Origin of the sequence: Microbacterium pumilum (assembly GCF_039530225.1) — a bacterium.
GTDB classification, from domain to species: domain Bacteria; phylum Actinomycetota; class Actinomycetes; order Actinomycetales; family Microbacteriaceae; genus Microbacterium; species Microbacterium pumilum.
Genome location: NZ_BAAAOH010000001.1, coordinates 1170300 through 1182225, shown reverse-complemented (window position 1 = coordinate 1182225; position 11926 = coordinate 1170300). Strand labels below are relative to the sequence as shown.

At 64.6% G+C, this 11926-nt stretch carries 15 protein-coding genes; 6 read left to right on the top strand and 9 right to left on the bottom strand.

Features of this window, described 5'->3' with window-relative positions:
* Positions 1-385 precede the first annotated feature (385 nt).
* Both ABD188_RS05360 and ABD188_RS05355 read left to right on the top strand, forming a co-directional pair.
* Positions 386-889, top strand: coding sequence for a hypothetical protein (locus ABD188_RS05360; protein ID WP_344059253.1), 504 nt, complete (start codon positions 386-388; stop codon positions 887-889).
* Positions 890-925: 36 nt separating this feature from the next.
* Positions 926-1378 carry a single-stranded DNA-binding protein gene (locus tag ABD188_RS05355; protein WP_344059251.1) on the top strand — a complete coding sequence of 151 codons (453 nt, stop codon included), beginning with the start codon at positions 926-928 and terminating at the stop codon, positions 1376-1378.
* Between the two features lie 52 nt (positions 1379-1430).
* Here ABD188_RS05355 and ABD188_RS05350 read toward each other — a convergent pair whose 3' ends face one another.
* The 6 genes from ABD188_RS05350 to ABD188_RS05325 all read right to left on the bottom strand — a co-directional run bounded on the left by ABD188_RS05350 (position 1431) and on the right by ABD188_RS05325 (position 5651).
* Positions 1431-1718: a hypothetical protein gene (locus ABD188_RS05350; RefSeq protein WP_344059249.1), complete on the bottom strand. Its 288-nt coding sequence runs from the start codon at positions 1716-1718 to the stop codon at positions 1431-1433.
* 303 nt (positions 1719-2021) lie between these two features.
* Positions 2022-2387, bottom strand: coding sequence for a thioredoxin family protein (locus tag ABD188_RS05345; protein WP_344059247.1), 366 nt, complete (start codon positions 2385-2387; stop codon positions 2022-2024).
* A gap of 104 nt (positions 2388-2491) precedes the next feature.
* Positions 2492-2842 (bottom strand): hypothetical protein, encoded by a 351-nt coding sequence (locus ABD188_RS05340; protein WP_344059245.1) that lies wholly within the window; start codon positions 2840-2842, stop codon positions 2492-2494.
* A gap of 27 nt (positions 2843-2869) precedes the next feature.
* Entirely contained in the window at positions 2870-3952 is a 1083-nt protein-coding gene (locus ABD188_RS05335) for a hypothetical protein (RefSeq protein WP_344059243.1), read from the bottom strand.
* Positions 3953-4182: 230 nt separating this feature from the next.
* The gene (locus ABD188_RS05330; RefSeq protein WP_344059241.1) at positions 4183-4518 is read right to left on the bottom strand and encodes a helix-turn-helix domain-containing protein; all 336 of its coding nucleotides are present in this window, start codon (positions 4516-4518) and stop codon (positions 4183-4185) included.
* Complete coding sequence (locus ABD188_RS05325; RefSeq protein WP_344059239.1) at positions 4515-5651, bottom strand: tyrosine-type recombinase/integrase; 1137 nt, start codon at positions 5649-5651, stop codon at positions 4515-4517. Before ABD188_RS05325 ends, ABD188_RS05330 begins: the two co-directional genes overlap by 4 nt.
* Positions 5652-5887: 236 nt before the next feature.
* On the opposite strand from ABD188_RS05325, the gene ABD188_RS05320 reads away from it, so the two are divergent.
* Complete coding sequence (locus ABD188_RS05320) at positions 5888-6148, top strand: hypothetical protein (protein WP_344059237.1); 261 nt, start codon at positions 5888-5890, stop codon at positions 6146-6148.
* A 99-nt stretch (positions 6149-6247) separates the two neighbouring features.
* On the opposite strand, the gene ABD188_RS05315 is transcribed toward ABD188_RS05320, so the two are convergent.
* The 3 genes from ABD188_RS05315 to ABD188_RS20195 all read right to left on the bottom strand — a co-directional run bounded on the left by ABD188_RS05315 (position 6248) and on the right by ABD188_RS20195 (position 8868).
* The gene (locus ABD188_RS05315; protein WP_344059235.1) at positions 6248-6928 is read right to left on the bottom strand and encodes a hypothetical protein; all 681 of its coding nucleotides are present in this window, start codon (positions 6926-6928) and stop codon (positions 6248-6250) included.
* 536 nt (positions 6929-7464) lie between these two features.
* Positions 7465-8124, bottom strand: a complete 660-nt coding sequence (locus tag ABD188_RS05310; protein ID WP_344059233.1) for a DUF6338 family protein — start codon at positions 8122-8124, stop codon at positions 7465-7467.
* 36 nt (positions 8125-8160) lie between these two features.
* Positions 8161-8868, bottom strand: coding sequence for a hypothetical protein (locus ABD188_RS20195; RefSeq protein ID WP_425561330.1), 708 nt, complete (start codon positions 8866-8868; stop codon positions 8161-8163).
* A gap of 120 nt (positions 8869-8988) precedes the next feature.
* Between ABD188_RS20195 and ABD188_RS20190 the strand changes: the two genes are divergently transcribed.
* The 3 genes from ABD188_RS20190 (at position 8989) to ABD188_RS05295 (ending at position 11752) form a co-directional block, all read left to right on the top strand.
* Positions 8989-9288 carry a DUF2188 domain-containing protein gene (locus ABD188_RS20190; protein ID WP_425561368.1) on the top strand — a complete coding sequence of 100 codons (300 nt, stop codon included), beginning with the start codon at positions 8989-8991 and terminating at the stop codon, positions 9286-9288.
* Positions 9289-9656: 368 nt separating this feature from the next.
* On the top strand, positions 9657-10727 hold the full coding sequence (locus ABD188_RS05300; protein ID WP_344059228.1) for a hypothetical protein: 1071 nt from the start codon (positions 9657-9659) through the stop codon (positions 10725-10727).
* 5 nt (positions 10728-10732) lie between these two features.
* On the top strand, positions 10733-11752 hold the full coding sequence (locus ABD188_RS05295) for a hypothetical protein (protein ID WP_344059226.1): 1020 nt from the start codon (positions 10733-10735) through the stop codon (positions 11750-11752).
* Positions 11753-11926: the final 174 nt, after the last annotated feature.

Sequence of the window (11926 nt, the reverse complement as noted above, 5' to 3'; positions counted from 1 at the left end):
GCAATCGACGTCGCTCCCCCGTTCAGAATGGCTATCGCGTCGACTTTCTGCGGTCGCGCGCGTGGTTCGCTAGGCGTGCGCGCTGGTTCAAGCGGGAGGAATCGCTGGGCCACGAGCTCGTCTGCGTAGGATGCAGCCGGTCGGCGTCGCGCGCTGATCTCGAGCTGCACCACCTCGACTACGCAGGGGTTTGGTTCGCCGATGGGTCGTGGCGGGCGTTCGAGCGACACAGCGACCTGATGCCGATGCATCCTCTATGCCACGACGTTCTCCACTGCCTAATCGATCGGGACACGGTGCTGGCGCGGCAGCGGACGCGCCGGGATGCCTCCCTCATCGCCCTGGATCGGCTGCGCGCAGACCTTCACCACCTCACGGAGGAGTCGTGACCGAGGAAGACCTGGGTGCACAGGCCATGCGGCTGCTTGCGCAGGACGCCGCCGGCATCCGACCCAAGACGTCGACCGCAGCCGTATCCGATCGATCCGCGTCGTCCAGTGTCCTCGGGGGCGCCTCCACCAACTGGCGCACTCTTCGCGACGAGGGAGCTCCAGTCGAATGGAAGTCGCTGCGCGATTGGGTCGAATGGCTCACGGTCCGCTACGGCCTGCCCCAGAGCATGATCCCGAACTGCTGGTGGCGCCACGATGCCTTAGTCGAGGAGCTTTCTGCATTGCATTGCGCTCACCGCGCTGCCTTCGACTCCCGCGACACTGGCAACGGTCCGCTGGGTTGGCACGAACGCTTCGCCACTGCGCTCCCGCGCCTACGGAACGCCTACGGCGGAGGCTGCACCGAGCGCCACCAAGCCATACCTCCCCGCTCGTGGGTCGGGGCGACCGACGAGCGGGAGTGGGACGCGTGGATCACCCAGAGCCACGCTCACTGAGGCAGCCACGGGTGCCTCATAACGAAAGGAGAAGAGATGACAACCAAGATCCCGGTCACGATCGAGGGCAACCTCACCGGTGATCCCGAGTACGGCACGGGTGAATCGGGCAACGAGTACGCCCGTTTCTCCGTCGCTGTCAACGACCGAAGACTGAACCGCGAGACCGGTGTATGGGAGGACGGCGACACGGTCTTTCACCGCGTCGTCGTGTTCGACCGGCAGGCCGGCAACGTGGCTCGGTCGCTCAGCCGTGGGGACAACGTGATCATCGCCGGCGAGCTCCGCTTCGGGAGCTACACCGACAAGGAGTCCGGCCAGACGCGCGAGACCCGCGACATCGTCGCGGACAACGTCGGCGCATCTCTCAAGTTCGCGACGGTCGGCGTCGAGCGCGCCCCAAAAGCTAGCGGCCCCGCCGCGGATGCGTCCGCTTCGGGGCCGGTAGCGGTGCCGGTCTCATCCACCGGCGCCGGGCTTGCTCGCTGACCCATCACAACAGGAGCGGGCGAGAGCAGCGTACTCTCGCCCGCTCCGCCATTCAATGGGAGGAGCTCCAGTGCTCAAGCGGCGAAACCGCGTTCGCCCACACCCAGCAGTGCAGGTCACGATTGCCGACCGTGAACTGGATGCCGCACGCGACGTCGTTCCAGACGACAACAACTGCCTCGACCTGAACCGCGTTCGGGCCGAAGCGAACCCATGCTCGACACGGTTTCGGCCGGGGGTCTCGCGTGACAAGGAGTGTGGCCGCCTGCAGCTCTTTCGAGGTGAGCGACTGCAGGGGTTGTTCCGCGGCGAGGCGCTGCAGAATCCGGTCGTCCATCATCTTGTCGATCCGGATCGGTAGCTGGCGATATTCGCTTTGGCGCTATTCGGAGCTTTTCGACGCGTTGCGTATGCGGTCCGAGTGGACACGCTGACTTTGCCTGGCTCGCCACGAACCGGGCGGCCATGAACGGCGTAGTGCTGTGTCGTTAGACGTGGTGGTCGTGTGGCTTGTCGCGGAAGGGCCTCAGAGCGACCCAGAGTCCGCAGCGGCGGCAGATCAGTGCGCCGCCGTGTAGTGCGTGCAGTTGCTTGCGCTGGTATTCGCGGCCGCAGCAGGAGCATTCATGGCGGGTGTCTGATGTCATTTCGTTCTCGCGCCCGTCGTTCGAGTCTGTGGAGGCCGGCTGGCTTCGTCGGGGATGCGTGACCGAAGTGCGTCGGTGATTTGTGTCTGGGTGGGAGATCCAGCGAGCCCGGCGGGCGTCGGATAGACCCGGCAGGCGAGCTCGGTGGAGTGTGTTGCGCCAGGGAAAGCGTCAGAGCCGTCGATCAGGATCGTGGGTGACCCGGCGAACGAGGTCTCCGCGCTGGCGTCGGCGCGGGATTGAAGGAGTCGAATTTCGACGTTCACTGGGTCTAGTCCAAGCTCATCGAGCGCCTGGCGCACTCGGCGGGCCGTCTCGATCCACGACGGGCATTCCGAGATATGGAGGATCTCCACGCGCATGCGATCCATTGTCCCCTCCCGCCGATTCGATGTGTGCAGCGCGGGCCCGCTCCGGTCGTCACCGGTCGTCCACGCTGTGTCCGCAGCGGTGTCGATCGCGTTGGTCAGTGGGTTGGGGTGACTGCGTTGGCCCAGATCCAGCAGCGCAGCTGCTTCTCGCCGACGGTGAACTCGATGCCGCAGGCCAGGTCGTTCCAGACAACGACGACCGCGTCGACCTGGAGCGCGTGTGGGCCGAATCGAACCCATGCGGTGCACGGCTTTGGTTGCGGGTCGCGGGTGACGGGGAGGGTGTCTTGCTGCCGTTCGGCGGGGGTGAGGGTCTGTAGTGGGTTCTCGGCGGCGATGCGCTGCAGGACACGTTCGTCCATGAGCTTGTCGTAGTGCTGGCTGTAGCGTTTGCTCGTTCCGATGACCGGCGTCCCCCTTTCTTCGACCCGGCCGCCGTTGAGCATACGATCAAGCGCCGACGTCTGGATCTGTCAGCGGTGTGCCGGGTCTGTGCCCGCGCTCTTGTGCCATTGCGACGCGGTGGTGATCCTCACCCCGACGAGGCGAGCGACCACGGCCGGTGGCATCTGCGTGATCAGCGCTGCTGCCGATGCTTGATGCGCGGTGACGGGGGAGACGCCGAGTGCTTTGAGCTGCGGGGCGAGGCTGGAGGGGAGGATGTGCTGATCGTGGCGGGACCCCGGGAAGATCCAGGTATCGTCCCGGCCGCTGCCGCCGGCGCGGGGCTTATGGGTCCGGTCGTCGTGGATCGCGTCGATCCACCATGCGGTGGCGTCGGGGAGCTCGATCTCGACGTCCCCGAGACGGATGCGCGGTCGACCGCTCTCGACGCGGATCGCGTCTTGTGAGAGGGCGGCGATGCGGTGCACTCGGACGGCGTAAACGGTGGTGAGCAGCACCGCGAGCCGCAGTCGTGGCGAGACGTCCTCGTCGGGATCGAGGACACGCCGCAGCGCCGCGTCGTTGCCCGGGCCGAGGTCCCCGCCGAGCTGGAACCCGCTAGGCCGAGCCGGTGGTGGGATCAGCTGTCGGTTGATGCCGGTCCGGGCGCACCAGCCCAGGAACCGGCGGGACCGGAACGCCATCCGCGTCCTCCGCGCCCACTGGTCCAAGGTCGCCTGCTGGCCCGTGCCGACCGTGGCGCCGGCGGTGTTGAACGCTCCGATCAGATCGACGATGACCCGCAGTTCGGTGCGATCGTTGGCGGCTTTCGCCATCGTCAACGGGGCGGTGTTCGGTCGGTGCTGCTGGCGCCACCGTACGAATCGTTGCAGCGCGAGTTGATCCTCCCGGCGCGGCAGTCCGGCGATGGCATCCGCGGCCAACCGCCGCACCATCACGGCATACTCATTCCGCTCCGGCAGAACACCGAGGCTGACCAGCAGCGAGCGGACTTGGGACACCGAGCGAGGTGTGCCCATCTCGTCCAAGTCGGTATGGGTCACCGGATGGGGGAGCGCAGCGATCGTGACGATGAGACGCCAGACGTTGGATCGCTTCTTCGCGATGAGAACGTAGGCCGCGTCGGCAGCGTGGAGGTGATCCCGCAGCACGGCCAGCAATGGCTGTGTCCCCAGGGTCTTCTCGTCAAGTACCGTGTCGACTGCGTCCGTGGCGCGGCACGTTTTGCAGCGGCCACCGTCGGCGAGGTTGTCCAGCGAGGAGCAACGAGTGCAGGGCCGGCGGCATTCGGGCGCGTTACGCCAGCACCAATGGCAGTATCGGCCGGTCGGGGTAACCATGGACGTGGTCCCGCCATGCCGGCACGTTGCCGGGGCTGCCATCAGTCGGTGATGCGGGCCGGCTTGGGCCGCCAGCCCTGTTCTCGGATCGTCGTGGACGCCGGCTCGGCGCCGACTGCGATCGAGGTGGTGCGGGATCGGCCCAGGTCGACCGTGACGATCAGGTCGTCAGCAGTGCAGCCGAGGATGTCCATCAGCGCCGCGAGGACGCCCAGGTTCAGCCGCTCCGGTTTGTCCACGACCAGCCGGTAGATCTGGCTGGATGACAATTGGATGCCCCGCTCCTGCAGCAGCGGGATCAGCTTCGTGGTGCTGAACATCCCCGCCGCGGCCATTTGCTCCCGCAGCCGCCATTCGTAGCCGATCACTGTGGTCATTGCTTCTCCATTCCTTCCGGGAGCAAGTTGGGGATCCGGCCGAGCGCGTCCTTCAGTATCCGGTTGGCGAACTCTTCCGACACGTGCGTGTAGATGCCCGTCGTGGACTGATACGCATGCCCCAGCTGTCGTTGCACGAAGACTGGGTCGTGGCCGTCCTCGATGAGATGGGTGGCGTAACTGTGTCGGAGGCAATGCGGTGTGAGTCGCTCGTCCAGGCCGAGCTCGTCCCGCAGTTGCGCGAACCGGTCATTGAGCGACCGTTGGCTGAGCCGGGTGCCCCGCTCCGACCACCACAACGCGGACGCCTGCCCGCCTTGCATCAGCGGCATCACACGCTCGACGTAATCGGCCAGTGCGTCGACCGCCCACGGCATCACGGTCGCGACGGTGCGTGGCTTCGGCGGCGACCCTCGCGAGGCTTTGCCGTAGCGGACCCGCAGGAACCCGAACCCGCCGAAGTCAGGCAGTTTCGGGTTGCGATAGTAGTCGGCGGTGTCGAGCATGATCGCCTCCCGCGCCCGCAGACCCCACGCGTAGATCACCTTCAACAGCGTCGCGTCCCGATACGCCGACGCCGCGCCCTTCCGCCCCGCCCGCAATCGCGTCTCGACCTCCTCGTCGGCGCGGTCGAACAGGCGCTGAAGCTCCTGCCGGGTCAACGGGCGGCGGCGTGGGTCGGCCTCGTTCTCCTGCACGTGCACGCGGGTGTTCCACTCATGACACACCTGCACCGGATGCGACCCGAATCGTCGCTCGCATTCATCCGCCCAGCCGTAGTGCGGTGAGCACAGGAAGTCGCAGAACTGTCGGATCGCGATCTGGTTGTTCCGGATCGTCGAGGGCACCAGCTGGTGCACCGTGACCTGATCCGTCATCCACTCGTCGAACCCGGCCGCGCTCCACTCCCACGGATACGCGTTCGCGAACCTTTGAAACCTGCGCACCGCGTGCACCCGCTGGCCCACCGTGTACGCCTGGAGATTCCGGCCCCCGCGCTGCTGCGCCGCCCACCCCTCGAGCATCGCCTCAAACACCGCCGCGTCCTCACGAAGCAACGTGACACCCGACACCAGATGCAGCTCGACCGACCCGAACGGCACCGCCTGCACCACCTCAAGCCTCCCGTCCAACGCGCGCTTCCTGCATTGAACGGGAACGACCTAGACAGTCGGCAATCACCAGTTGGCGCCAGCACGACATCCCGGTGACCACTCTGCGACCATGCACCCACAAAGAACACGCATCAGATGCAACTCCGCGTGGTCGTGTGCGTAGCGCTTACTCGTGCCCATCGGCCGCCGGTTGCCTCCTCCTCGGCCGACCTCAGACTACCGTCTCTAGTACAAATGTTCTATTCTGTGGTGTCATGAGCGCCACAGAGATCGAACGCGATCTGACGATCTGGATGGTCGACGACATCCCCCAGCGGATGTTCTACGCGGGTAGACGCTGGCGAATCACGGACATTCCCACTCGCCTTCGCGACTCGATCTGGTCGGCTGCTCCCGGCCGTGCGGTCGGCCTCTACGGCTGGCGATTCCAGGCGACCGACGAGGGCGGCGAGTCCTATGTGTTCGATGTTTTCAAGGCCGAGACCGGTTGGCACGTGCATCACGCTTGGAGCTGAGAGTCAATCGCCGATCCCCTTGCGGGCCGCGCGCGAAACAGGGACCAATGCGGGCGGTCGAACCCGATCCCCGCGGGCGGACCGAGCCTCGGTGGGCGGCTAGCTGGACGCGCAGTCCTTCAGCGAGCCTTGCTGGAACCAGATGGTGCTCCATGCAGGAGGTGTCTTCGTTTCGGTTACCCCGATTGCCGACACCGACACGTCAGGCGTGTGCAGTCCGAGGGCATCGCAGTGTCGGTATTGCGCGCCGCCGCGATAGTCGATCACGGCTTCGAGGAGCTGGTCGTCACCGGGACCGATGTGAAGCGGTCCCGTCATGGTGAAGGTGATGTCGCCGTATTGCTCGGAGGTTGAGGTGAACCCGTTCGGGTTGACCGCGCGGGGTTCGAGCCCTTGCAGGTTGTCTTCGCCCATCATCGCCAGGGTCACCGAGTCGATCGTGATCTCGGACCAACTGTTGTTGAGCACGTGGATACGCAGTCGGCATTCCATCCCCGGGGTCCACACCACGACGGGGTTGTAGAACTCGGATTCCGGGCCGTCTGCTCGTTGCCCCACCTCAGCGCCGTCGCAGACAACGGGCTGCAGGTCGTACGCGACGGACACCTGCGACAAAGCCGACTGGGCAGTGATCCACCACGCACCACCCGCGATACTCAACGCGCCCACAACGCCGAGCACGACCCAGCGCAACAGACGTCGCTGAGGGTCACGGGTGGGTGGCTCGGCGGGCTCTTCGGCGGGCGCAGGCGAGTGGGCGGCGTCGACGGTGACGGTCATGCGCAGATCATGCCAGGAACGCGCGTTCACGGCACGGAGCACCACACCCCGCTCTAGATCCATCCCTATCCGTGCCATGCACGATCGAGGGGCGCCTGCGAGCGCCACTCGAAGGTGGCTGGCATAGAGATCGCGGAGGTAGCGAGTGGTCTCGATGAATCCGCTCCTCGAGGGCTGTTAAGTTGCCGGATCGCAGGTTGGGGAGTCGTGACCGATTGCGCAGCTGCTAATGGCAGTCCGGCGAGAATCGAACCGGCTTACTGCTTCGGTATATGGCTCAGCGGTCGCGACTATCTCGGCGATCGGCTCAATGCGCCGAGCGCTACTTCTTCGTTGAAGAGACTCCGGAATTGCCGGCGGGTGGTTTGCCGCTGCCGGGTTTCGTCGAGCCCGAGCCCGAGCCGCTACCGGTGGCCGGTCCCGAGCCACTGCCGGTGATGGCGCGTGGTCTCGCGCCCTCGGAAGAGCGGCCGGCGCGGCCACCCCTCGATTCGGAACTCGAACCCGATTTGTCGCTTCCAGCCATCATCGCACCCCTAGTCTTCGGCGTCGTGGAGCCATTCAACTAGGTAGTCGTCCTTCACAGCCACCCACACACCGGCGCTGGAGGGCACGGGGTCCACAAACGCGCCCTCCCCGCTCATGATGTATTGCTCCTCGATGAAGAGGTCCCGCGGTTCGGGGTAGGTGCTGAAGTACGAGCGATCGCCAAACCTTCCGCCAACCCATACGCCGTCGTTGAGCCGGACTCGCACCCAAGTTGCCTCCGTCGTCGTAGTAGCGAGATCCCACGCCGTCGGCGTGGGCTCATACCGGGAGTTGGTGATCCGAGCCTTGATCGTGTTGGCGGCGCGATGAATAGGGCGAAGCAAGGCTGTTTCGCCGTAGATCGCCCACGAGACAACTGCCGGGATGAGGATCGCTGTGAGGATGAACAGCCATGCGGCGCCAGCGACCTCGTCCGGTGTCACCTCGGCACCGGACTGCAGTCGGGCCACTGCGCGCGGGCCGAGGATCGCCGTATAGAGGGCAACGAAGATCGCACTGACCACGAACGCCAAAAGAATACGCGCGCCTACGCTCCGATCGACGTCTCGAAAGCCGCGAAGTTGAGATCGGACCATGATGAAGATGATTCCGGGAACGATGAGAGCCAAATACGCGAGGATCCCAAACCCATCCGTGGGCAGGCTCATCGCGCACCGCAGCTGACGTTGTTCATCTGGGTCACGCTACGAGGTCTCGGCGCCGTCGGAGGGGGCCGCAGGCGCCTCAATCATGGTTGGCGTTGTGGTGGTGTCGATAATGAACTCCAGCCCGGTGACGAACTCGTTGGGTGCGGCTATCGCTGCGACGATTGTCAGTACCACGGCGCCCACCTTCTTGAGCAACGCCAGAACGGGGCCAGGCTTGTGCAGCTCGGAGGAGTGACGGGCCATTGCTCCCACCAGGCCGTCCCACTCGGTCACTATGCCCTCGGCGCCGTGGACCTTGTGTAACGAGATCGCGTCGGCGATTCGTTGCGCGTGCCGTCGAATTGCCTCCTTGAAGTCTGTACTTAGTTCGGTGTCGTCGCTCAGCGCGCTGATCAGCGCGTCAATCAGCTGCTGCAGTTCGTCGAGCGTCGACTGCGGAACAGGATGCGCTCCCCTGTGCTCGTGGAGGAGATAGCTGCAGATCTCCAGGTCAGAGAGCGTGCCCTGATGAATGGGGCGCATGGCTGCCTCGAGCGCGTTGTTGCTATAGGCGAAGCCTCGGATCGCCGGGACGACATCTTCTAGTGGCCTAAGTAGGCGGCCTGCGGGAGGCACCGGATTGCGCAGTTCAGCGACCGCAGTATGAATACCGTCGGGGAGTGTCCAGATAGCGACCACAGCCTCCATGTAGCGCTTGAGGTCGTTGGCGTCGAAACCGAAGTAGCGAGCGATGGACTGCGTCATCGCCTCACTCTGCGAGTATCCGCTCAGGTCTCGCAACAGTACCCATAGCCGGCCGGCCGGATTGCAAAGGTGGTCGACGTCTTCCATCTCGACAAAGTAGCGCAGCGCCGGCGTTACGAGATGATCCTCATGCACCGCCGAGTCGTAGACTCGCACCGGCGAGGAGGTCACATGGCAAGCAATAGCCGTCGGGACGTCGTACCGGGCCGGAATGGCGGCTGGGATATCACCGCTCCCGGCGCGAAGCGTATCTCCGGCAACGAACGGACCCAGGCCGACGCTGAGCGTCGGGCGAAGGACATCGTCCGCAACGCAGGCGGCGGTGAGGTCGTCACCCACGGCCGCGATGGCAAGATCCGCAGTAAAGACACCGTCGCGCCGGGCAACGATCCCAACCCACCACGAGATCGCGAGCACTAGCCGCTGCGCCTCGGTGTCTCGAATCCGACATGCAGACGCGACACAGGGGCGGCGGCGCGTTGTGGGCGCCGGACGCTACCATGAATTGGCACTCTCGCGCGGGCTGGCCATATTGAAAGCTCCGCGATGTGCTCGTGTCCAGCGTTCACGAAGGATTCCTATCGGCGCATATGGACGATGAGCGACGGGCCGGGTGCGTCGGGGTCTATCCGCATCTGAGGGAGTCGGCGGGCTCGACGTAGCCAACACTCAGCCACGATGTCTGTGGCCCAGAGCACGATGGTATGTTGCGGCGGCCGGGCCTAAGTATCATGTCGATCAGCACCGGGTGACTACAGCACCGGTGCCTTATTGGAACCGGGGGCCGCATGGAGGACTCGAGCGGGTTCGACCGCGTCCTTCTTTCGCTAGCCGACGGTGAGACGTCCATCAACTTCGTAGGAGTCGCTCGTCGAGCGCAAGATGCATTCGGTAGTGCCCACGTTGCCGTCGAGACTCTGTTCACCGCTGGGACGCATCCCTTCGACGATCTGAGCATTCCGGGCGCGCAGGTCAGCCAGATCCTTGGCAACGACCAGAGGGTGCTCCGCATCGCTGACACGGACGGAGCATGGGCGGCGGTCGCCTTCACGACCGCCTACGACGGTGTTTTCCACATCGCCTCAGGGCAGCCGAAGACGGACAAGCGTTGGCGCAAGCTTGAACGCGCGCTGGTCCGACATGGTCAGGTTTCCCGTTGCTATCTCAATCACCGCGACTTCCTCTCGATTGCTTCCGAGCTTGAGCAATCGCAATCGGTCTCCGTCTCCCGGACCACGGCCCGCAAGTCGGGCGATCATTCCTCGATCAGCCGCGGCTTCCCAGAGATGCGCCCCTCTCCGCAGCAGGCCATTGCTGAGACCGAGGAACAGGGGGGAGTGCTTCGCACAATCACCATGCAGTCGCCGGCAATCACGATGCAACTGCGCAGGGTGGCCGGCGCGACCTTCTATTCGGGCGGGCCACGTCTCTTCCAGAGCGCTGTACTGGAGCCATTGGCCGCCGCCGCCGCGAATCGCCGCGTACTGGTCACGCATCGAGCGCGCCTCTCAGTTCGCGAGGACGTTAGGCCCTTGCGAGTGGAACTCGGGGCGCAGATCTTCAACGACCGCAAGGATACTGGAGCTCTGCTTGACGTCATCGCCCGCATGCCAAGCACGTCACTCGCAGTCTTCCACCGCAATCCATATTTGCATTTCGCACTACGCGATGAGCGCGATGGGTCAAACTTCGACGTTGTGGTGACGGAGTCGAACTCGATACAGATCTACCCGGGGTATCGCGCATCGCAGGACTCCCTCGCCCGGGTGGCGCAGGATCTTGGTGAGCGATTTGGGGCACTCGCGATCGAAGACTCTCCGCAGCGAGAGCGCATCTCAGTCGCATCGTTGATCGGCTGATAGCGATGGGAGAGGATCCGCCGTCACATCGGGCCGACCCCGAGAAGCTGCGCGAATACGAACTCTACGACCGATGCGTCGACGTCGTCTCTGCGTTCCACTGGTTCTTCACCGGCACGAAGGAGATGCCGTCGGTGGTCGCTCACTTCGAGAGATACCCGACCGTCGAAGTGACCGTGGACGGCGAGGTACGAGCCGTAACGCCTGACTTCACGGTGCTGTTCAAGGATGGGACTGGGCTAGTCGCCGAGATTGCGAACATCGCGCTGGCCGAGAAATCGGTCGAGGGACTTTGCAAGCAGCTTCACCACTACTCGCAGCTCCAAGCGCTCCCCGGGCCAGAGGGGAAGCCGGTGCCAGTCAGCGCCGTCGACGTGATGTTCCTCTCACCAATAAAGACCGGCGCAGACGCCGCACGGCGAGTGTTTAGCGAGCGACTCGACAACGCCGAACACTGGTACAAGCCGACCGAGCGCCCGGTGTTAATCCAGTTCGCCCAACAGAGCAGCGAATACGTCTTTCAACCCTGGCCCGACCCCAAACTCAATGGGAATCTCCGCCCACACGGCTCCTCCACTCTCACCGCGATGGAGTTCAACCAGCTCACGATCCGGCCAGAGTTCTTTGCGGACAATAAGGTTCAGTTTGCCTTCTGCAACGACCCGATCCCGGCTCTCTACCTCGCCACCCGGCTAGTCGTCAGCGTGTTTCCGACGCTTCAGCGGGAGTGGGGCAAGGTGCTTGAGACAACCACCGTCGACCTTGTTGCTGCCCTTCGGCGTCAGTACGGCCATGGCAAGACAGCCGATGTGGTCCGGGCGATGGAATTGCTCAAAGTAGCCGGCCTCGTCTCCTCGAAGGACGGGAATTCCTGGCGTGTCCTCCGCGGGAGTGTGAGCCTGTCCCGCGAAGACATCCACATCTCCATCGCCACGCGGGTGGCCAAGCCGCTGCGCCGAAGCCAAAGCCTGTCAAGAAACCGATGCTCGGATCGACGCCTCTATTCGACGACGCCGAACAGCTAGAGCAACTTCTCAGGCAACGCGATGAAGCGGGCCCGCCAAGTCCGGATGCCGCCCAAGAGTCGAGCATGACAGACGACATGTGAGCCTGGGTCGCCGGTGCCGGGGAGGCCGGTCGTTCATCGAGTCACTTTGGATGCCGCGGCGCGGGTCGGAACGGCATGGTACGGCGAACGC